We start from the raw sequence: 21835 nt of genomic DNA, 5'->3' as shown, positions 1-21835 counted from the left end.
ACACGAGATGCGTAATCCGATATTATCAGCTACCGCTATCGCGGTGCTGCTCGCTTGCAGCCAATCGGCTGTTGCTGCTGACGTTACCCCCGCAACTACTGCCGATATAAAATTATTATCTAGTCAAAGCCAGCAGCAAACCATGAATGCCGATGAACCGGCGTTTGCAGTTAGCCGTAGCATTGTGCGTGCTGATGGCCAAAACAAGGTTCGTTTACAGCAGTTGTACCAAGGTGTTCCGGTGTGGGGCCATAGTGTGGTGGCATTAGAGTCAGCAGCAGGTTTTAGCGATGTTAGTGGCGAAGTAGTTAATGCCATTAGCCATGATTTAGCTTCTGCGACACCCGCGCTTACAGCAAGTAAAGCTTTCTTGCCTGTGGCAAAGCAGTTGGGTGGTGCACTTAAGGTTGATCTACAAGCATTAAAACAACTTAGCGAAAAAGCGAAATTGTGGGTGTATCTCGATGACAACCAGCAAGCGCGTTTAGTGTATATCAGTGATTATGTTACCGAGGTAAATGGCGAGCCAAGCCGCCCATTCTATATTATTGACGCTAATAGCGCAGAAGTACTGCAGCAATGGGAAGGTATTGCGCATAAAGATGCACAAGGCCCAGGCGGTAACCAGAAAACCGGCCAGTACTATTACGGTGTAGATTACGGTTATTTAAACGTCGACAACAATTGCCGTATGACTAATAACAATGTTGAAACTATTAATATGAATGGCTCAACTTCTGGTGGCAGCATTCATCAGTTCACCTGCCCAACCAATACCGTAAAGCAAATTAATGGCGCTTACTCACCCCTTAACGACGCTCACTATTATGGTGGTGTAGTATTTGATATGTATCAAGCGTGGATTGGCGTTAACCCGTTACAGCGCAAACTGCGGATGCGCGTGCATTACGGTAATAACTATGAAAATGCGTTTTGGGATGGCAGCCAAATGACCTTTGGCGACGGTGGTTCGACGTTCTATCCATTAGTAAGCCTAGACGTATCTGCGCACGAAGTAAGCCACGGCTTTACCGAATTTAATTCAGGCTTAGTGTATAGCGGCCAATCAGGTGGTATTAACGAAGCGTTCTCCGATATGGCTGGTGAAGCGGCAGAAAACTTTATGCACGGCAGCAATGACTGGAAAGTAGGTGCTGATATTTTCAAAAGTAATGGTGCGCTACGCTACATGGCTAACCCGCCGCAAGATGGCAGCTCAATAGGCCACGCCAGTGATTTTAGATCGGGCATGGACGTTCACCACAGTTCTGGTGTATTTAACAAAGCCTTTTACAAACTCGCCACCACTAGCGGCTGGACTACACGTAAAGCCTTTGAAGTATTTACCCTTGCCAACCAAATTTACTGGAACGCCAACAGTAATTATGTCAACGCGGCCTGTGGTGTGTATAAAGCTACCGCAGATAAAGGTTACAGCCAAGCCGATGTAACCGCGGCCTTTTCCGTGGTAGGTGTTAATGCCGCTTGTGGCGGCACTACGCCTCCAGGTGACAGTAATTCAGGCACCTTAACTAACTTAAGCGCGACTAGCGGTAACTGGGCACGCAACGAAATTACGGTGCCAGCCGGCGCTAAAAGCTTAAAAGTAAACATTAGCGGTGGCAGCGGCGATGCTGACTTATATCTGCGTTTTGGCAGCGCACCTACCACCTCATCCTATACTTGCCGTCCATATAAAAACGGTAGCACAGAGTCTTGTACCATCACTAACCCACAAGCCGGTAAGTGGCACGTTGGCATTCGTGCTTATCAAAGCTTTAGTGGCTTAACACAAACGTGGAGTTACCAGTAAGCTTCTGATAAAGCGACGCTTATCAATCAGGCGTCGCTTTTTCTTACCTGCAAGCGCATGAACTACATACTGGATAGTAACAAACTGGTTTCACTATTAAGAATGCCGTCTACTTCCCTTACCTGGCGCAATACTCGGTCAAACTCAGCTAAACTGGTGGTTTGTATTTCTGCAACGAGATCCCACGCGCCATTCGTGGTGTGCAATTTAACCAGCTCTGGTATGCCACGTATTTTTTGCACGACCTGAGACGTCGATTTACCCGTCACCTCAATCATCATAATGGCGCGCACTACCTGCTGCTCTACCTCGGCCCGCACTCGCACGGTAAAACCTAAAATAGCGCCGGATGACACCAGTCGATCTAAGCGGTTTTGTACTGTCGCCCGCGACACCTTTAGTGCTTGAGCCAAATAAGAAATAGACGCCCGCCCATCTTTACGCAATTCGCCAATTAGCGCGCTATCTAATGAGTCATATATATAAGCTTTCATTGGTTTTACTTCAGTTAACGGCCAGACATAGCAAAGTGCAAGTTAACAATTAGCAATTTGCCTAAAAACAACTCACTTAGTATATATTTTTGACATTTTAAATAACAGCGACATCTTCTAACATTAGCGACACAGATAAACGATTCACAACACAACGACGTAACAAGGTAAAACATGGATAATTTTATAATCGCGCCCAAGCAAGGAGTGCCCTTTGTTAGCGTGGCAAACATGAAAAAGCTCATTAATACGCTTGGTATAGAGGCCTGCATTAGCGCGTTAGTTAAGTGTGTGGAAGCCGACTATAAGCGCTGGCACTTATTTGAAAAATCAGCCCGCTACGCCAGCCATTCTAAAGATGGTGTTATTGAGTTAATGCCAGTAAGTGATGGCAATATGTTTGCCTGTAAGTACGTAAATGGCCACCCGATTAATACCAAGCAAGACTTACAAACCGTGGCTGCGTTTGGTTTATTAGCCGACGTGGCTACCGGTTACCCTATCCTATTATCTGAAATGTGTGTGTTAACCGCATTAAGAACGGCTGCTACTTCAGCTATGGTGGCCAAATACTGCGCACCAACTAATGCGACCACCTTAGCTTTAATAGGTAATGGTGCCCAATCTGAATTCCAAGCTTTAGCAATGAAAACCGTGTTAGGTATTCGCCAATTTAGGCTGTATGACATTGACCGCAGCGCCAGCGAAAAAACCTACAACAACTTGCAGGGTTTTAATATTGACGTGGTTATATGCTCATCTGCCGCTGAAGCCGTTACTGGTGCACACATTATTACTACCTGCACTGCTGATAAGAAAAACGCCATCGTATTGCACAATGATATGATAACAAACGGCGTATTTATTAATGCTATTGGCGGCGACTGCCCGGGTAAAACCGAGCTGGACAGTAAAATTTTACAACGTGCCGATAAAGTATTTGTCGAGTTTGAGCCACAAACGCGTATTGAGGGTGAAATTCAACACTTACCAGCTAACTTTGCCGTTACCGAGTTTCATCAGGTGGTAAACCAGCAGGTAACAGCGCGCGATAATGATCAGCAATTAATTGTGTTTGATGGCGTGGGTTTTGCCAGTGAAGATTTTTCTGCGCTGGTGTTTATCCGTGATTTATTGCTGCAACAGCCGGAATATCAAATTTTAGATTTAATTACCCAGCAAGCCGATCCGCGTAATTTATTTTCGGTCATTCGTGAGAGCTAAACCTTGAATACAACAGTAAATATACAAGCACCTAACGCTATTGTTATGGTGCGCCCACATCAGTTTGTGTCTAACCCGCAAACCATGGCCGATAACGCCTTTCAACGGCCACTTGATGCGAAGCAATCAGCACAGGCAGCTTATGCTGAAGTGACTAATGCTATAGCAACATTGCAAAATAACGGCATACAAGTGCATGTTTTTGAAGATACAGGCACCAGCACACCCGACTCGGTATTCCCAAACAACTGGTTTTCCACTCATCACAATGGCTTAGTTATTAGCTACCCCATGTATGCCGACAACCGGCGCTTAGAATATCGCCAAGATATTATCGATTTTTTACAAGCCAACTATCAGTACCAGCAATACGTTGATTTTCGCCACTTTGCCAACGAAGATACGTTTTTAGAAGGCACGGGCTCTATTGTATTTGATCACCAGCATAAACTGGCCTACGCCGTAGAATCTAAACGCACTGATGCTGAACTATTGCGCCAAGTATGTCAGCTGCTTGGTTATCAAGACGTGCTATTTAATGCGGCTGATGAGCATAATATGCCCATTTATCACACCAATGTTTTAATGTGCGTGGCAACACAGTTTGTCATGATTGGCATGAACATGGTGGCCACAGCCGATAAGCCGCGTTTATATAACTTATTTAAACAAAGTGGCCTTAGTGTAATTGAGCTAAGCAACCAGCAAATTCATCAGTTTTGCGGCAATGCTTTAGAATTGCAAGCTGCAGACGGCTCAGTGTTAGCATTATCTGAAACGGCATTTAACGCGCTAAGCGAAGCACAAAAAACCACGCTTGGCCAATATACCCGCCTACTGCCGCTAGCAGTGCCAACAATAGAAGCCGCCGGCGGTTCAGTGCGCTGTATGATTGCGGGTGTGCATCCAACAGTGCAAAAAGCGTAGCGTTCTTAGTTAGCTGCTATTTTCAACATGCTTACCCACGCCAACACGTCGTAAACCCATCCATGGGGACTCGTTTTCGCCCGTCTAGGGCTTCAACGGTTGGTTTGTTAGGGTAATCCTGTTTCAGCTGCACATTACGCGCTAATACCTTGAAATACCTCAGAATCAGATCATGAGGCTTATAGAGAGACGACTACACGCAAAAGAATCTGACATGTGCTATCACAAAATTGTTCCCTGTCAGCTCTATGAAGAGCTAGTCCATCATTACTCAATTCCAATGTGCTCATTGGGCAATAGCTCCCGCTCTGAAGACCGAGCCCACGCCCCAGAAAAATTATTGTACATAAATGTTTGGACTGTTTGCCGCTCAATAAAAACCACCTCAAATTCTTGATATTGGCTTATTCCTCTAGTTCCGGCTAACTCAGCTAAACCAATTCCCATCATTATTGAGCCATATCCTCCCCAAGAGAATAATAATTGTCCATTAACCGTTATACGTTCAATTTCCTCATCATCTTCCGCGGATGAGTATAAGTCTTTATTTTTAGATTGTTCTATCTGATGCAACGACTCCTGCAGTTCAGCGAAATCCAAATATTTATTCATCAGCGGAAGTAAATCTTTAACTGTCACACCAAGCAAATCTGCTAACTCTCGTTGCCTTTGATTGACGACTACACTTAATTCTGATTTTTCTTCTGAGCCAAGCGTTTGATAATTATCATTTAACGCCTTTTTAACTTGAGGTAAAGCCCAAATATCTACTTCAGACCTTAATTGTTGACTTCTTAGTTTCTCCATTGATTGAGCAAATTTCATATATGCTTCAGTATCAGAAAAACCAAAAAAATTCGCATAAGGTTCATACGAGGCAAAAGGCTTTTCCTTTACTGTTAGTGTCTGAGCTTGCAATGTAAACACCATGCCGAGGTATAAAGCAAAAACAGAAAATTTTCTTAGATTCACTGTAAACACTCCCTGTTTAATTAAAGAAACATTTAAGCAAAAAAACTAGCACGGAAACTTTAACAAGGCAACTACGTCATGTCGAAAACATAGTTCTTTTGATGTAGGTACAGCTACTGCTGCAGCCAGTTTTCAGTTTTGGCGCTCATTACAACCTAAACACAATATGCTGTTAACTAAGTTAATAGGCGCTGAGCACAGTTGAAAAATTAGAATGACTGATACTAAAGCCGCTGTTTCAAAGGCAAGCAAGTCGTAATCAGCACACTGGCATGTTGTTAGCTCAGGTTAATGGCCATGCGGCAGCTGAACCAACTTGGTACAGCTGGCTATACAATCCGGTAGGAAAGGTACTGAACAGCATGACTGTAAACTATGTTAGCTACCATGCACGGCTGGCACAGCTGGAAACGTTGCGCCAGCAAGCTATATTGTAGAGCGAACGCATGCGCTAATCAGCAAAGCTAATTTTACCCATAGTAACGCCGGGTATGCCTTCACGCGCATTACTAAACGGCTGTTTACCACCCACCGTTACGGCCCTTATGGCGAGCCGATTAACCAAAGCGTTTCTCGCTTTAGATACACCGGCCAGATCCTGCTACCGGGCACCGAGCTTTACCATTACAAAGCTCGGGTATATCATCCAAAGCTAGGCCGCTTCTTACAGACTGACCCTATTGGCTACGAAGACGGCATGAACTGGTATGCTTATGTGGGCAATGATCCGGTTAATATGACTGACCCAAATGGTTTATGTGGCCGATTTAAGGGCAGCAGAGGCTGCGGTGAGTATCAATTTGATGGAGATGTGTCTGATCTGACAGGGGGATTTTCACAAAAGAAGCGGACGTTAGGAAGCTATTTACCGGGTACCGAAGCGGGTGACAATGCAGCTCAATATTGGGCTGAACGAGTTGTAAGTTCAGATTGGCACGAAGATCCTACTGCAAGAGCTGGTTTGTTTTTAGCTGTTTTATGGACATCCGAAACAGCTGTTAATACATCTCTTACGCTTGGAACTGCTGGTGTTGGTGCTCTTGGCGCTAGATTAACTAAGACAGGTTGGCTTAAGTTCGGCCATCATGATAAATATGGTGGATTTTCAATAGGTATTGGACAAAATAATGCTCGCCTAGATGTAGGCCGTCTTCCTAATCAAGGTAAAGCTGCGAGCCGCTTACCTAAATGGGCAAGAGGTAAAGTATTGCCTCACTATCATAGAAGGGGTCCAGGAGGGATTGGGCGGCACAGACCTTGGCAAGAAACGCCAGGCGTACCGAAGTGGGAATTTTGGGAGAGACTTTAATGGATACAAATTGTGAGCGATTGGTTCTCCTTGCTGAAATCATCAAATTATGTGTTACTGCTGTGAATGAAAACAGGTCTTATGATGCAGAACCTTGGATTATGCTAGAAGAAGTCATCGGTTATGACGCTGTAAAAGAGCTTTATTCTAATCCAACATATGGGGAAATAGTAAGTATGCTGGATTTATTTTGCCACTCGGCACAGCATGATTCTAAATATATTAAAGGTATCTTAATTAAAGATGTTGGAAATATGCTTTTAAAGTCTGCTGAGATATTACCCGTGGTAGATCGAGCCTTATTGTTATAACGAACTACTTATAAATAGGGTCAGGTCCTGCCACGAATTTGGCTTACGACGCCATAGGCCGGCTTAATAGCAGTACCCTAAATGGCAGTAAAACCAGCTTTTTATACGACGGTGACGAGCTAGTAGCCGAATACAACGCCAGTGGCACCTTGCTCAACCGCTATATTCATGGTGCTGGCAACGACGACCCGCTGGTGTGGTATATCGGCGCTGGCACTGGCAATAAGCGCTACCTATTAGCCGACGAGCGCGGCTCTATTGTCAGTGAAACCAACGCCACAGGCGGTGTAGTAACCACCCACCGCTACGGCCCCTATGGCGAGCCGATAAACCAAAGTGCTTCACGTTTTAGGTACACCGGGCAAATTCTTATCCCCGGCACCGAGCTTTACCACTACAAAGCGCGGGTATATCATCCAAAGCTCGGCCGCTTTATGCAAACCGACCCGATAGGCTACCAGGATGGCATGAACTGGTATGCCTATGGCGGGAATGATCCGGTTAATAAGGTTGACCCAAGTGGTTTATGCGGAAAGTATAAAACCGACAGAGGCTGTGGTGGGTATAAAATTGACGGAGATGTGTCTGATCTTAACGATTCAGGACGCATGCGTGACAGGTATTCGTCGCGGCAAGCTAATGGTAAAGTATACCCAACCAAAATGCGTGCTTGCAATCAGCCACAATGTTTGATGCGTGGTTTACAAAATGAAGAAAACCACGCCTATGCTGAAGCTAAAGCTATTAATGTAGTTTCTGATATTGGCAATGTTGTAGGTAAAGTTGCAATCATGGCACCAACTAACAGAGTAATGTTCATTGCAGGTGTGAGTGCTACTGGCTTCCTTACCTACCGTGGAGAATACGGCCCGTTAACGGGATTCACTGTAGGTGCCTTAGTAACATTCCAACTTTATCGCATTACAGTCCCTCAGCCTGTAAGAGGCGCAATAGGTAATTTAGTAGCTGATCAGGTATCTTCGTATGAAGGAAAATAAAAAAACCTTAGCGTTTGCATGGTTAATTGTTGTGCTTGTTCATTTTGTCTTTTTGTTGTTCTTAGTTGATTACTCGGGTGAGCTCGTCACTGATTTAGTCTTGTTTGTCGCAATAATTTTTCTGTTGAGAAATATTATTTACTTTTTAGGAGGCGGAGAGGTTTATGTTGCCTTGGGCGACAAGGTAGATGCAGGAAAAGAGAATTTGCCTATACGTACAACAGCTTTCATCGTCTATATCTTTGCTTATGTTGGGATACTGCTTAAGTATATGTGAGCAAGAATCAATAGGGTCATTGAATCTACGCCATTAGCGGGCTAGTTTTTTCAGGTACTTCAAGGAGGAAACCTGATGGCCCGATTGCCCCGCCTTTATTTGCCGGGTAGCACACAGCATGTTATGTAGCGCAGGAAACCTCAGGGTCGCGTCTTGACTTTTGCCTCTGCTGAGTAGCAAAAGCCAAGATTTGATCCCAAGTATGGCTTAACAATCAAAAGGGTCAGGTTCATTGAATCACCCCATTGATTCTAAAGCTCCGGGACCTCTCGCAGAGCATGTTGGTAACCGAGTTGAATCAGTTTCATGGAGCCTTGGGGTCGGAGCCTTGGGGTCGGGTCTTGACTTTTGCCTCTGCTGTGGAGCCTTGGGGTCGTGGAGCCTTGGGGTCGGGTCTTGACTTTTGCCTCTGCTGAATAGCAAAGCCAAGATTTGATCCCAGGCGGCGCCTAGCCGGCACTACCTTAAGCCATAGGCCGGCTGAACAGCAGTACGTTAAACGGCAGTAAAACCACCTTTTTATACGACGGCGACGAGCTGGTGGCCGAATACAACGCCAGCGGCGCTTTGCTAAACCGCTACATACATGGCGCCGGCACCGACGACCCGCTAGTGTGGTACACCGGCACTGGCACCAGCAATAAGCGTTACCTGCTAGCTGATGAGCGCGGCTCTATTGTCAGTGAAACCAACGCCACAGGCGGTGTAGTAACTACCCACCGCTACGGCCCCTATGGCGAGCCGATTAACCAAAGCGCTTCACGCTTTAGATACACCGGCCAAATCCTGATACCCGGCACCGAGCTTTACCATTACAAAGCTCGGGTATATCATCCAAAGCTAGGCCGCTTTATGCAAACCGACCCCATTAGCTACCAAGACGCCATGAACTGGTATGCTTATTTGGGTAATGAACATTCGTGGTGTATCATTAACCGGTTTTTTGGGTAATAGATTTGAAGTATACAGTTGAATTATTTTATAAGGCTAACGGAATGGCGCTGTTATTAAAACTGGTTAAAGGGTTGGGTAAATTTTTAGCAGCATTGGTGTCGCTGTTTGTCATATTGTATTTGCTACTGGTGCTGATTAACTGGCAAGACGAAGCGCCATCAGAGGCCGCAATCACGCTGCAGCAACTGCAACAAAGCGTAGCGCCAGACGTTGAACAAAGCGCTGACAATAATGGCTACTTGTTTTTGCAGCAATATGAGCTGCAGGGTGAATATCAGTTGTCAGAACCCCTTGCTCAGTTGTTGCGCCAGTGCAATATAACCGAGTGCAACGCGGTATTAATGGCCCAACCAGAGCTGGCGCTATGGATAGCACAGCATCAAGATACAATCGATTTTTATCAGCAGGTGCGCAGCTTTACTGCCTGGTATGAACTTATTCCTGCCGATGCCGCTGCAACCTTGCCGTCTTTTCGCAGCCTGTTAAACGGCCAACGGCTGCTTCTGGTTCAAGCCTGGCTGGCAGCACAACAACAAGACACCGAAAAGGTACAGCTACTGTTGCAGCAAGATATGCAGTTTTGGCGCTCACTACAGCCTAAGCACAATATGCTGTTAACTAAGTTAATAGGCGCTGAGGCTATAAAACGGCATTTTAATTTTGCCCAGGCTATTAGGCAGCAACTCAGTGCACAGCAGTACGCTGCTATACGACCGCAAAGCTGGCTAAGCCCTTTTACTGAGCAAGAGCTAAGCCTGCTTCAAGCAATGTCTGGCGAATGGGCTTTTAGCAACAACGTAACAGAAACATTGCTACTAAGTGATACAGCAACAAATGATCTGAGCGCAGTTGATAAATTAGAATGGCTGATACTAAAGCCGCTGTTTCAAAGTCAAGCAAGTCGTAATCAGCTCGCTGGCATGTTGTTAGCTCAGGTTAATGGCCATGCGGCAACTGAACCAACTTGGTACAGCTGGCTATACAATCCGGTAGGAAAGGTACTGAACAGCATGACTGTAAACTATGTTAGCTACCATGCACGGCTGGCACAGCTGGAAACGTTGCGCCAGCAAGCTATATTGTAGAGCGAACGCATGTACTAATCAGCAAAGCTAATTTTACCCATAGTTACGCCAGGTATGCCTTCACGCGCATTACTAAACTGCTGTTTACCACCAACTAAACATTCATTTGCCAGTACGGCAAATAACACCGCTTCTTTAGCATCTGGGTTTATACCTAAATCGGCAGTAGTTTTTATAGCTACTTCAGGTAATGCGTGTTGAATTTGGCTCATTAATACGGGGTTATGAATGCCACCACCACTGGCATAAATAACAAAGTTATCTAGCTGCGCGGTGGTTTGCTTAATAGCCGCAATAATCATCTGTGCGGAAAAACAGTTTAACGTTGCCATAATATCGGCATGGCTTAAACTTTGCGTGCCAGACTGCTGTTGGGCGTTAGCTAAATAGGCTAAATTAAATACCTCTGGCCCCGTCGTTTTAGGAAAGTTAAGGGTAAAAAATTCATCTTGCATCAAGGCCCCCAGTAAAGGCTCACTTACCTTACCGGCCCTTGCTAGCTTAGCATCGGCATCAAAGTATTGAGCGGGATAATGCCGCTGGATAAACGCATCCATCATGGTATTGCCGGGGCCAATATCACTACTAAACACCGCATTAGCATCAAGAGTTTGTGGCAGCCAAGTAAAATTAGCGATACCGCCAATGTTCAGCATTATGCGATTTTCGTCACGGCTACTAAACAATAGATAATCACCATACACCGCTAAAGGCGCACCCTCGCCACCCGCAGCAATATGCTTTTGGCGAAAATCGCTAATCGTAGTTATGCCAGTTGTTACTGCAAGATGGTCGCCATCGCCAATTTGCAGCGTCGCATTTCCATATTCGGCAAGGTTATGTTTGCGTTTAGGGCAATGAAAAATAGTTTGGCCGTGGCTGGCTATCACATCAACATCCGCCGCAGTTAACTGCCATTTGGCTAAACACTGGTTAATCATTTTGCCATGCTCTAGGCCAATCCACGGGTTAAGTAAGGTGACACTTTGTAAATCAACCTCGCGCTTAGCAAACACCGCTTTTACCCGCTGCTTATAGTCAGCGTCATAATCAACGGTCATAAACTGCAATACGCTAATGTTAGTGTCTAAACCGTCGCCACTCAGCTCACACAATGCCACATCTAAACCATCAAGCGAGGTGCCGCTCATTAGGCCAATTATTTTACGACTGGGTTTAGCGGCAATATCAAATAGCTGCTGTATATGGCTGTGCATTATTATTTCCTTGAGCATGACGTTCGGGCACGAAGCTTAACTTTACCATGAATAATTTATCCAACAATATATGTATTCTCACTAAATAAAATTGCAAAAGCAAAACAGCTGGCGTATAAATTCAGCATAAATAGCGAACAACGTATAAAAAATCCATTAATCTGAACGAATATCATTGCGCTAGCAACAGGGAGTATATAAAGATGACAACCTATCTCAGCAATAAACATAACAGCTTTAATCTACGCAACGCATCCAAACTGGCGCTAGCAGTTAATTTAGCACTGTTTAGCCATCTAGCATTAGCTCAGCAACAAGACAGTACTAACAGTGCTGAAAAGCCGGAAGTTATTACTATTACCGGTTCGCGTATTGCGCGTACTGAGTTAGTTGCATCAAGCCCTGTTGCCTCAGTAGATGAAGTGCAAATTCAGCTAGACCGCGCGGTAAACGTAGAAGATATTACCGCAAAACTGCCACAAGCAGCCGCTGGTGCAAATGCGACCGGCGCTACAGTAGGTGACTCTTTAGGTTCTTCAACCATTGACCTGCGCAGCCTTGGCCAAAACCGTACACTGGTATTAATTAATGGCACTCGGGCGGTGCCTTTTAGTTTTCGTAACTCGGTTGACGTTAATATTATCCCTGCTGGTTTAATTAAGCGGGTTGACGTATTAACTGGCGGCGCTGCTGCTGTTTATGGTGCCGATGCCGTTGCTGGTGTGGTGAACTTTATTATGGACGACCAGTTCGACGGCGTTGAGCTATCAGCGAGCTATGAAACCGCGCAAGATGGTGCAGAAAAGCTAAACACTGAAGCTGTGTTTGGTGGTGATATTGCTAATGGTCGTGGTCATCTTACCGGTTATGTTGGTTATTCTGAGCGTAAAGCGTTGCTGGCGGGTGATCGTAGTTGGGCCATGCAAAACAGTAACAGCATGATTAACACCGGTGGTTTTTATACTGATGTAGCCAGCGGTAATAGCTTTGGTATTAGTGATAGTGGCGCAGTTACGGCTACTGCCAATAACACTAACATCAATGGTGAGCGTAACTTAATTCAGCCTATGGACCGTTTATCAGCGGGCTTATTTTTTGATACAGAATTTAGCGATTATGCTCAGCTATATGGCCGGGTTATGTATGCCAAAGTTAAGGTAAACGGTGCTGGCGCTAGTGGTCAAACTCCGGTTAGCGTTAACGAGAAGGTAACATTAACCATCGATAATCCGTTTATTCCAGCTGAAGCACGAAATTTAATTAGTTTTGATAGCAATGGACAAGCCGTAGTTAACGTGGCACGGAATTTAGGTTTAGGTTTACAGCATACCGATGCCGTGCGTGAGTCTAGTCAGTATCAGTTTGGCTTAAAAGGCGATATCACCGATAGCTTACGCTATGACATGTACGCGCAGTTTGGCCGTACCGACGAAACCTCAACTATTTATAACAATGCCTATAAGATCAACAATACAGGTGGCAGCAGGTTTGCTGCAATTGCCAATAGCGTCGACTTATTTGACCCTAATTTAGACCTAAGCTCCTTTAGCACACCATTACTCTATTCAAACCGTGAGCGTACGCAAAACGTGCTTGCCGCAACACTTTCTGGCGACTCAACTCCCCTATTTGAACTACCAGCCGGCGCAGTAAGCTATGCGTTAGGTTATGAATATCGTAAAGAGTCTGGCAAACAAATACCTGGCGATGCTTTTCGTAATGGCACCAGTTATGCGGCTGTTAGCGTATTTGATATGAACGCTGGCTTTGATAGTAAAGAAGTTTATGCCGAAGTTTTAGTTCCGTTGTTATTTGATATGCCGTTTTTTGATCAATTAGATTTTGAAGGCGCTTATCGTATTTCGGAGTACTCTAATACCGATGCTAAAAACACTTATAAGTTAGGTTTAAACTGGGCGATTAATAGCGATGTCCGTATTCGCGCTAGCCACCAAACCGCGTTTCGTGCGCCTAACCTAGGCGAATTTGCTAGCCCTATTACCGCGCTATCACTGGCGTTGTTTGATCAAACCGACGCCCAATTTGTACCGCGCTTTGCTGGTCGTTTTAACGGTGATCCGTGTTTATTAGGCACGGGTAATGCTGAGCAGTGTGCGCGCTATGGCGCAGCAGCTGTTGGCACGCCGTTTGATGCATCAACGGCAAGCTATACCTATGGTGGTAACCCCAATATTAAACCAGAGCAAGCCGAATCATCGACCCTAGGCTTGGTGTTCACACCGTCTTATATCGACGGCTTCGATGCAACTTTGGATTACTACAATATTGAAATTACGGACGCGGTAAGCCAAATACAGCCCGCTGCCGCTCTGAAAAACTGCTATATCGACAACCCTGTCGCCGGCAACCCATTATGTGATGCAGTACCACGTAACCCACAAACGGGGTTAATTAGCACCGCCATAGTGAACGACTTTAACTTAGCGGCAATGAAACAAAGTGGCTTTGATTTAGCATTAAATTACCGCTTTGCAGCACCTGCCTTTATGGGCGGCAGCATGAAAGCGGGATACCAAGGTACAATTATTACTAAACAAACTCGGCAAAATAATGCCACAGTTGCCGCAATAGATTGTAAAGGTACCTTTGGCAGTGCGTGTTCAGGCGACTTTGCTAGCGTGTTACAAGCCGACTACAAACACCGCATGACACTAGACTGGAATATTGACACAGTAGGCGTACAACTGGGCTGGCGCCGTATTGGCTCGGTTGAAAATGATGCTAACCGCAGTATCAGTATTGCCGCGCAAAACTATATTGACTTATCAGCATCATGGCAAGCAACTGATGAGGTGCGCGTTACAGCCGGTGTTGATAACTTGTTAGATAAAGCACCACCGTTACCCCTATCTGGCGCTAACCATTTTAATACTGTTAGCGATTACTCAGTTTTAGGTCGTACTTTAGGCGTTTCACTGCGTTACACACCCGCGTTTTAAGCTAAGACTCGGTGTTTCCCAGCCTGTATTACAGGCTGGGCTTTTCAATTGGTTTCTATCGTAATAAGCTGCTGGTTAAAGCCGTTTTACCCTACTGTGCCTAGCTGCCAAGTAAACAGGACCACCAGATGTCTGTACTCGATAAAATTAATGCCCTACGTGAAAAGCTTCCTCGCGCTGAACAGCAACTGGCAGACTACATTTTAGCTAACCCTGATCATATTCGTGATATGCCCTCACAACTGCTGGCTAAAGCAGTCGGCATAAGCCAAGCAAGCGTGGTGCGTTTTACCCAAAAACTAGGCTATAAAGGTTACCCTGATTTCAAATTTGCCATTAACGACAGCCTACATCGTCAAGCTCCGATACTAAGCACTGATAAATTGCATGGTGAAATTTCGTTAGACGATACGTTTAGCGCCATGACGCAAAAATTACTTGCGAGCAAAATTAATGTGCTGCAAAAAACCCATGCTATTAACTCGCAAACTCATTTTGAACAGGCGGCATTATGGTTACGTAATGCTAAACGAGTATTGTTATGTGGCAAAGGCGGCTCGGCATTAGTAGCAAAAGATTTCTCTTTTAAGCTACAAAAATTAGGTATTGCCGCATTAGCCGAAACCGATACCCACGTTCAGCTCGCTAATATTGCTAATTACACCTTAGAAGACGTATTGGTGGTGTTAAGTGAATCTGGCGAAACACCTGATAGTGTAAAAATAACCGAACAAGCCGCAGCCAATAGTGTACAGATAATCACTATTACCTCTTATGGCAATAATAGCGTGGCTAAGCTAGCTGGGGTAAACTTGTACACGGTGGCAGACGAAGGTTCAGCACGGTTATCATCAATACTGGCGCGCAACGCCCAAGAGTTAGTTATAGATACCTTATTTATTTTGTTAACCCAAACCTGCCCCCAAGGTCGAAAAAAACTTGCAGCATCAAATAAAGCTGTCGATACCTTTTTAGCGCGCAAACGGTAAAATATTCAATTTCGCTAATATAAAGTTTTGAAAACTTGATCTAACACATAGGTGTTAGCTGCCTATGCTTGTATAGTGTCAAAACTGTACCACTTTGTGAGTACAGCTCCTTTTAACCTGCGCACGCGGAGTATGCAGATGGATATTGTAGACCTATCACGGCTTCAGTTCGCCTTTACGGCAATGATCCACTTCCTGTTTGTTCCTCTTACTATCGGTTTGGCATTTTTACTGGCAATTATGGAATCGGTTTATGTGATGACCGGCAAAACCATTTATCGTGATATGACCAAATTCTGGGGTAAGTTATTCGGTATTAACTTTGCAATCGGCGTAACTACCGGTATCGCGATGGAATTTCAGTTTGGTACAAACTGGTCCTACTATTCGCACTATGTGGGTGATGTTTTTGGCGCGCCACTGGCTATTGAAGCCTTAATGGCTTTCTTCCTTGAATCAACATTATTTGGTTTGTTTTTCTTTGGCTGGGATCGACTCAGTAAAGAAAAACACCTATTAGTTACTTGGTTAATGGCCATAGCGACCAACTTATCCGCACTGTGGATCTTAGTTGCCAATGGCTGGATGCAGCATCCGGTTGGCTCAGTATTTAATATTGATACCATGCGCATGGAGCTAACCAGCTTTAGCGAGGTTATTTTTAACCCCGTCGCTCAGGTCAAATTTGTGCATACCGTATCAGCCGGTTATGTCACTGGTGCCATTTTCGTGTTAGCAATTTCTAGCTGGTATTTACTTAAAGGCCGCGACCTCGCCTTTGCAAGGCGCAGCTTTGCTATCGCGTCAGCCTTTGGTTTAGCCAGCGCATTATCCGTTATTGTACTGGGTGATGAATCAGGTTATGAACTAGGTGACGTGCAAAAAGTGAAACTGGCCGCAGTAGAGGCCGAATGGCACACCCACCCTGCACCAGCACCCTTTACCTTATTTGGTTTACCCAATAGTGAAACACAAACTACCGACTACGCGTTAAAAATTCCAGCGGTATTAGGGCTTATTGCCACACGTTCGCTGGATAAAGAAGTGCCGGGTTTGCACGAGCTAAAACAGCAACATTTAGAACGTATAATTCGTGGTCAAGAAGCCTATGTGTTAATGCAGCAATACCGCGCTGGCGATAAATCTGCCGTTACCGTAAACCGTTTCAACGAAGTTAGCGCCGATTTAGGTTACGGTATGTTATTAAGCGGCTACACCGACGATGTGGCTAATGCCAGCCCCGAGCAAATAGCCGCTGCGGTAGAAGGCTCAATTCCTAAAGTGTGGCCGTTATTTTGGGCGTTTCGTGTCATGGTCGCCTGCGGCATGTTAATGCTACTGCTATTTGCGTTGTCATTTTGGCACAGCGCCAAACGCACGGTAAACAAACCCAAATGGCTGCTTAGGTTTGCCGTCATTAGCTTACCTTTACCTTGGTTAGCGTGTGAAACCGGCTGGTTTGTTGCTGAATATGGCCGTCAGCCATGGGCAATTGGTGAAATTTTGCCAACCCATATGGCGGTATCACAACTTAGCGTTAGCGACATTTGGTTTAGCTTGGGTAGCATAGTGGTGCTGTATACCATCTTCGTTATTATCGAAATGTGGCTAATGATTAAATACACCAAAATTGGCCCATCTACCTTACATACCGGTAAATATGATTTAGAAAGCCCTGCTGTAACGAAGGAGGCATAACATGGATTACGAAGCACTAAGATTTATCTGGTGGTTGCTCATTGGCGTATTACTGATTGGCTTTGCCGTTACCGATGGTTTTGATATGGGCGTAGCAGCCTTGTTAAAAGTTATTGGTAAAACCAATAACGAACGCCGCGTTATGATTAACACCATTGCCCCACACTGGGACGGTAATCAGGTGTGGCTAGTGTCTGCCGGCGGTGCCTTATTCGCCGCTTGGCCCACGGTGTATGCTGCGTCGTTCAGTGGTTTTTATATCGCGCTAATGCTGACATTATTTGCCTTATTTTTACGGCCAATCGGTTTTGAATACCGCTCTAAAATTGACAACGATGCTTGGCGTAACCGCTGGGACTGGGCGTTAACCGCAGGCTCGGCTATTCCAGCGCTTATTTTTGGTGTCGCCTTTGGTAACCTACTACAAGGTGTACCGTTTTACTTTGATGACATTCTACGCTTGCATTACACCGGTAGTTTTTGGGCGCTATTAAACCCCTTTGCGCTACTTGCTGGTGTGCTTAGCTTGCTGATGTTTGTTAATCATGGTGCGGCTTACCTGCAACTAAAAACCGATGGGGTACTAAAAGCCCGCAGTGAAAAACTCTCTACTGCAATTGCAGCAATGTGCGCCGTTATTTTTGTTCTCGCTGGCGTGTGGCTATATTTTGGCGTTGACGGTTACAGCGTTACTAGCATTATTGATACTAACGGAGCTAACCGCACTACAGAAAAAAGCGTAGTCATAGCAGCAGGTGCATGGTTCTCAAACTATGGTAAATGGCCGCTATTATGGCTAGTGCCGGTGCTGGGCGTGGTAGGCTTTTTAGTTTGCGCCTTAGCCAGCAAAGCTCAGAGGCATATTACGGCTTTTGTCAGCTCGGCTACAGCAATAGCGATGGTTATTCTTACTGCTGGCATTAGTATGTTCCCGTTTGTTATGCCCTCCAGCAGTACGCCTGCGCATAGCTTAACTATGTGGGACGCTACCGCAAGTGAAACCTCGCTGATGATTATGTTTGTCGTCGCCTGTATCTTTGTGCCGTTAATATTAATGTACACGGCGTGGAGCTATTTTGTGATGCGTGGCCGGGTTACTGAGCAGCATATTCGCGATAACAGTAATTCGCTGTACTAAACCAAGGAGAATAAATCATGTGGTATTTTGCCTGGATTTTAGGCGTATTAATGGCCTGCTCGTTTGGCATTATCAACGCAATGTGGCTGGAATTTAACGGTTACGAAGACGAGGAAACTCAAGCTGACTAGTTCGGTTACCGCGGTGGCGCAGCTAAAGCAGTTATTGCGGCCACAGCGTAAACCTTTGCACTTAGCGTTACTGTTGGCGGTTGCTAGTAGCCTGCTGTTTATTTTGCAAAGCTACCTACTGGCAATGCTGTTTGCTGATTGGCTAATAACCAGTCAGCAACAGCAGCCACTTACCAACACGCTATTAATCTCAGTTTTACCTTGGCTAGTGTTATGTTTGCTTGGTCGGCCACTGTTGCAATATGGCCGTGAGCAATTAAGCCTTAATGCCAGTTTAATCGTGCGAAAAAATTTACGCAGTAGCTTGCTCGACAAACTGGCTGCGGCCGGCCCGGGCAAAAGCCAGTATGGCAGCGATGGTAGCTTAAGCAGTAAATTGCTGGATCAAGTTGATGCACTAGATGGCTTTATTAGCCGTTACTATGTGCAGCGTTATCTGGTGTTAATTACACCAATATTGTTAGTCATTGCCATCCTGAGCTACAGCACTTTAGCCGGCATTATCTTATTAGTTACCGCACCCTTAGTACCCATATTTATGGTGCTGCTAGGCAATGCTGCCGCAGCGGCCAGCCAGCGCCAAATGCAGTTACTTAGCCGGATGAGTGGCAGGTTTTTAGACTTAGTTCGCGGTATGAATACGCTACAACAATTACAAGCAACCGAGCGTGCCGAGCAGTCAGTGGCAAACGCTGCTGAGCGCTACCGTGACAGCACTATGGCGGTGCTTAAACTGGCTTTTTTATCTAGCGCGGTGCTGGAGTTTTTCTCTGCCCTAGCTATCGCCTTATTAGCTGTATATTTGGGCTTAGGTTTACTGGGTATTTTACCCTGGGCTAAAGGCGAAATACCGGTGCCTTATCAAGGGGCGTTGTTTATTTTATTACTCGCGCCTGAATTTTATGCACCACTGCGCCAACTAGGCAGTGATTACCATGCCAAAGCGCAAGCCGAAGCAGCTATAGCTGAACTTACGCCAATATTGCAAAGCCATGCCTGGCAACACCCAGGTACACAACAACTTAAGTTAACCCAAGCGCCAAGCATTGAGTTTCAGCAGCTACATATTCTTGCTAGCGATGGCCGACAACGCTTAGCGCCGGTAAACCTAAGTATTCAAGCTGGCGAACGTATAGCATTACAAGGGCCAAGTGGTTGCGGCAAATCCAGTTTATTACATGCGCTGCTTGGCTTCTTGCCCTATCAAGGTGCTATTGCCGTTAATCAACTACCGCTGCTGCAACTTGAGCGTCTGCACTGGCAACAGCAACTGGGTTATATGGCACAACACAGCAGTATTGCCGCCGCCAGCATTGCCGACAATTTACGTTTGGCCGCACCACAAGCCAGCGAGCAACAACTGATCCAAAGCTTGCAACAAGTAGAGCTTTGGCCATTAGTTCAGCAGTTACCGCTGCAGTTAAATACCTTGTTGGGTGAACGCGGGTTAGGTTTATCAGGCGGGCAATTACAACGTTTGGCGCTAGCGCAATTGCTGCTGCGTGATAGCCAGCTTTGGCTATTAGACGAACCAACTGCGCATTTAGACCCCGACACAGCTTATCGACTACATCAGCTTATTGCCGAGTTAAGCGTGGGCAAGACAGTGATTATTGTTAGCCATCAGCTTGACGGTTTAGCTTGGCTCGATAAGGTAATAAATCTTGCCGATAGCACTAAGCCGACCACAGGAGCAACGTTTAACCATGTTAGCTAATCAGCCAATTAAGTTGCGCAACTTATTACATAGCCGCAGCAAAGCTTGGCTATTAGCACTGTTGCTGGGGTTTATTACGCTATTGTCTGCCGTTACCTTATTGGCCTTATCAGGCTGGTTTATTAGCGCCGCAGCCTTAGCCGGCATGGCCAGCATTGGTGCAATAAGTTTTGATTACTTTCGCCCCGCCGCCATTATTCGCTTATGCGCTATTGGCCGCACTGCTGGGCGTTATGCCGAACGCCTAACTTCGCACTATGCTGCGTTGGGCTTACTAAAAGATTTACGCGTACAGAGCTTTGCTACGTTGGCGCGCAGCAAGCAGCATAACCGCCACTCAGCCGATACCTTACAGCGCTTAGTTACTGATATTGATTTACTTGACCAGCTGCCACTCAAAGTCGTTACACCGTGGTTTTGGGCCTGCAGCCTTAGCGCACTGGTATTATTATTTTGGTACCTGCTAGCGCCAGCACTATTTTATAGCGCAGGCCTACCATTAGTATTAGCACTGATAATACCGCTGCTTACATTACGCCCAGGCATTGCGCTGGCCAAACAAGACACCCAAGCCGCAGCGACACGACGCACCGTATTATTAGAGCAGTTAGCAATGCTAACCTCATTATTACTTTGGCAGCGTTGGCAAGACAAAACTCGATATTTTAGCCAGCACGACCATGCTTACATGAGCCTACAATTACGTCAGCAGCAGCTTGCTAGTCGGGTTAGCTTAATTCAGCAAAGCTTGTTGGCACTTAGCCTACTGGCATTATTGTGGCAAGGCAGTGTCTTGGTGAACCATGCTGCGCTAAGCGTACCCTTATTGCTATCTGCACTGTTGGCACTTTGGGCATTAAATGAAGCGCTACTGCCGCTATGCCAGAGCTTTATGGCGCTAGGTTTAAGTATGTCAGCACGAGATCGGTTAAATCAGTTAGCTGACGGCTATGCTGTTGTAGCTGACGTCAAGCAGGCCATACCTAATGCACCCTTTAGTTTAAATGTCAGTAAACTGTCTGCTCGACAAGGCCAAGCCTTGCACGGCCCCGATAACGTCAGTTTCAGCCTGCGCAGCGGCGATGTTCTATTAATTAGTGGTGCATCTGGCAGTGGCAAAACCACACTACTAATGACTCTGGCTAATCAATTATCCTGCACCGGTGCACTTGAATTAAATAACCACGCTTATGCGCACTGGCAGTTAGACGAAACTTTAGGTTACCTCACTCAGCAACCAGATATTTTCGATCTCACGCTAGCACAAAACCTGCGTTTAGCAGCACCAGATGCTAGCGATGACAAACTGTGGCAGGTGCTTGTTGACGTCGCCTTAGCGGATTGGGCTAAGCAACAGCCCGCTGGCTTAGATACGGTGATGGGCGAATATGGCGCGGCAGTGTCAGGCGGGCAAGCCAGGCGCATTGCGCTAGCGCGGTTATTATTAGCAGAAAGGCCGATATTATTACTCGATGAACCCTTCGCCGGGCTAGACCCCGCCAGCACCGAACAGGTATTAGCCGCACTGCTGAAACGCCAACGCGATGGCCTACTGATTATTGTTAGTCATCAGCGGGTTAGCATTGCCCATGCTAAACACCTACAGTTAGAACCGTGTTAA

The 21835-nt window shown here is 45.8% G+C and carries 20 protein-coding genes; 17 read left to right on the top strand and 3 right to left on the bottom strand.

Features of this window, described 5'->3' with window-relative positions:
- The first annotated feature begins 7 nt into the window (after positions 1-7).
- Positions 8-1813, top strand: a complete 1806-nt coding sequence (locus E0Z06_RS02880; protein WP_132581718.1) for a M4 family metallopeptidase — start codon at positions 8-10, stop codon at positions 1811-1813.
- A gap of 62 nt (positions 1814-1875) precedes the next feature.
- On the opposite strand, the gene E0Z06_RS02875 is transcribed toward E0Z06_RS02880, so the two are convergent.
- Positions 1876-2307, bottom strand: coding sequence for an Lrp/AsnC family transcriptional regulator (locus E0Z06_RS02875; RefSeq protein WP_132581716.1), 432 nt, complete (start codon positions 2305-2307; stop codon positions 1876-1878).
- Positions 2308-2481: 174 nt separating this feature from the next.
- On the opposite strand from E0Z06_RS02875, the gene E0Z06_RS02870 reads away from it, so the two are divergent.
- On the top strand, positions 2482-3531 hold the full coding sequence (locus tag E0Z06_RS02870) for an ornithine cyclodeaminase (protein WP_132581714.1): 1050 nt from the start codon (positions 2482-2484) through the stop codon (positions 3529-3531).
- 3 nt (positions 3532-3534) lie between these two features.
- Entirely contained in the window at positions 3535-4458 is a 924-nt protein-coding gene (locus E0Z06_RS02865) for an arginine deiminase-related protein (RefSeq protein ID WP_243695549.1), read from the top strand.
- A gap of 267 nt (positions 4459-4725) precedes the next feature.
- On the opposite strand, the gene E0Z06_RS02860 is transcribed toward E0Z06_RS02865, so the two are convergent.
- Positions 4726-5430 carry a hypothetical protein gene (locus tag E0Z06_RS02860; protein ID WP_132581712.1) on the bottom strand — a complete coding sequence of 235 codons (705 nt, stop codon included), beginning with the start codon at positions 5428-5430 and terminating at the stop codon, positions 4726-4728.
- Positions 5431-5702: 272 nt separating this feature from the next.
- On the opposite strand from E0Z06_RS02860, the gene E0Z06_RS15555 reads away from it, so the two are divergent.
- The 7 genes from E0Z06_RS15555 (at position 5703) to E0Z06_RS02830 (ending at position 10364) form a co-directional block, all read left to right on the top strand.
- On the top strand, positions 5703-5867 hold the full coding sequence (locus E0Z06_RS15555; RefSeq protein ID WP_165907366.1) for a hypothetical protein: 165 nt from the start codon (positions 5703-5705) through the stop codon (positions 5865-5867).
- Positions 5861-6739, top strand: coding sequence for an RHS repeat-associated core domain-containing protein (locus E0Z06_RS02855; protein ID WP_132581710.1), 879 nt, complete (start codon positions 5861-5863; stop codon positions 6737-6739). The genes E0Z06_RS15555 and E0Z06_RS02855 overlap by 7 nt, the downstream gene beginning before the upstream one ends.
- Positions 6739-7050 carry a hypothetical protein gene (locus tag E0Z06_RS02850; RefSeq protein ID WP_132581708.1) on the top strand — a complete coding sequence of 104 codons (312 nt, stop codon included), beginning with the start codon at positions 6739-6741 and terminating at the stop codon, positions 7048-7050. The genes E0Z06_RS02855 and E0Z06_RS02850 overlap by 1 nt, the downstream gene beginning before the upstream one ends.
- 38 nt (positions 7051-7088) lie before the next feature.
- Positions 7089-8048 (top strand): RHS repeat-associated core domain-containing protein, encoded by a 960-nt coding sequence (locus E0Z06_RS02845; protein ID WP_165907365.1) that lies wholly within the window; start codon positions 7089-7091, stop codon positions 8046-8048.
- Entirely contained in the window at positions 8035-8325 is a 291-nt protein-coding gene (locus E0Z06_RS02840) for a hypothetical protein (protein WP_132581704.1), read from the top strand. The genes E0Z06_RS02845 and E0Z06_RS02840 overlap by 14 nt, the downstream gene beginning before the upstream one ends.
- A gap of 540 nt (positions 8326-8865) precedes the next feature.
- On the top strand, positions 8866-9276 hold the full coding sequence (locus tag E0Z06_RS02835; RefSeq protein ID WP_165907364.1) for an RHS repeat-associated core domain-containing protein: 411 nt from the start codon (positions 8866-8868) through the stop codon (positions 9274-9276).
- A 44-nt stretch (positions 9277-9320) separates the two neighbouring features.
- Positions 9321-10364 carry a hypothetical protein gene (locus E0Z06_RS02830; RefSeq protein WP_132581700.1) on the top strand — a complete coding sequence of 348 codons (1044 nt, stop codon included), beginning with the start codon at positions 9321-9323 and terminating at the stop codon, positions 10362-10364.
- A gap of 14 nt (positions 10365-10378) precedes the next feature.
- Here E0Z06_RS02830 and E0Z06_RS02825 read toward each other — a convergent pair whose 3' ends face one another.
- Positions 10379-11581 carry an anhydro-N-acetylmuramic acid kinase gene (locus tag E0Z06_RS02825; protein ID WP_132581698.1) on the bottom strand — a complete coding sequence of 401 codons (1203 nt, stop codon included), beginning with the start codon at positions 11579-11581 and terminating at the stop codon, positions 10379-10381.
- 203 nt (positions 11582-11784) lie between these two features.
- Here E0Z06_RS02825 and E0Z06_RS02820 point away from each other — a divergent pair, with 203 nt between their 5' ends.
- The 7 genes from E0Z06_RS02820 to E0Z06_RS02790 all read left to right on the top strand — a co-directional run bounded on the left by E0Z06_RS02820 (position 11785) and on the right by E0Z06_RS02790 (position 21835).
- Entirely contained in the window at positions 11785-14541 is a 2757-nt protein-coding gene (locus E0Z06_RS02820) for a TonB-dependent receptor (protein ID WP_132581696.1), read from the top strand.
- Positions 14542-14669: 128 nt separating this feature from the next.
- Positions 14670-15530 (top strand): MurR/RpiR family transcriptional regulator, encoded by an 861-nt coding sequence (locus tag E0Z06_RS02815; protein ID WP_132581694.1) that lies wholly within the window; start codon positions 14670-14672, stop codon positions 15528-15530.
- A 132-nt stretch (positions 15531-15662) separates the two neighbouring features.
- Positions 15663-17228, top strand: coding sequence for a cytochrome ubiquinol oxidase subunit I (locus E0Z06_RS02810; protein ID WP_347812434.1), 1566 nt, complete (start codon positions 15663-15665; stop codon positions 17226-17228).
- Position 17229: 1 nt separating this feature from the next.
- On the top strand, positions 17230-18366 hold the full coding sequence (gene cydB / locus E0Z06_RS02805; RefSeq protein WP_132581690.1) for a cytochrome d ubiquinol oxidase subunit II: 1137 nt from the start codon (positions 17230-17232) through the stop codon (positions 18364-18366).
- 17 nt (positions 18367-18383) lie between these two features.
- Positions 18384-18497, top strand: a complete 114-nt coding sequence (gene cydX / locus E0Z06_RS02800) for a cytochrome bd-I oxidase subunit CydX (RefSeq protein ID WP_132581688.1) — start codon at positions 18384-18386, stop codon at positions 18495-18497.
- Between the two features lie 13 nt (positions 18498-18510).
- Positions 18511-20214 carry a thiol reductant ABC exporter subunit CydD gene (gene cydD, locus E0Z06_RS02795; RefSeq protein ID WP_207903131.1) on the top strand — a complete coding sequence of 568 codons (1704 nt, stop codon included), beginning with the start codon at positions 18511-18513 and terminating at the stop codon, positions 20212-20214.
- Positions 20204-21835 (top strand): ATP-binding cassette domain-containing protein, encoded by a 1632-nt coding sequence (locus E0Z06_RS02790; RefSeq protein ID WP_165907363.1) that lies wholly within the window; start codon positions 20204-20206, stop codon positions 21833-21835. Before cydD ends, E0Z06_RS02790 begins: the two co-directional genes overlap by 11 nt.

The sequence above is a fragment of the Rheinheimera sp. D18 genome (genome assembly GCF_004345025.1).
Lineage (GTDB): Bacteria > Pseudomonadota > Gammaproteobacteria > Enterobacterales > Alteromonadaceae > Alishewanella > Alishewanella metallidurans.
Note: the sequence above shows the minus strand (reverse complement) of the source record. Positions and strands in the feature narration are given on the sequence as shown.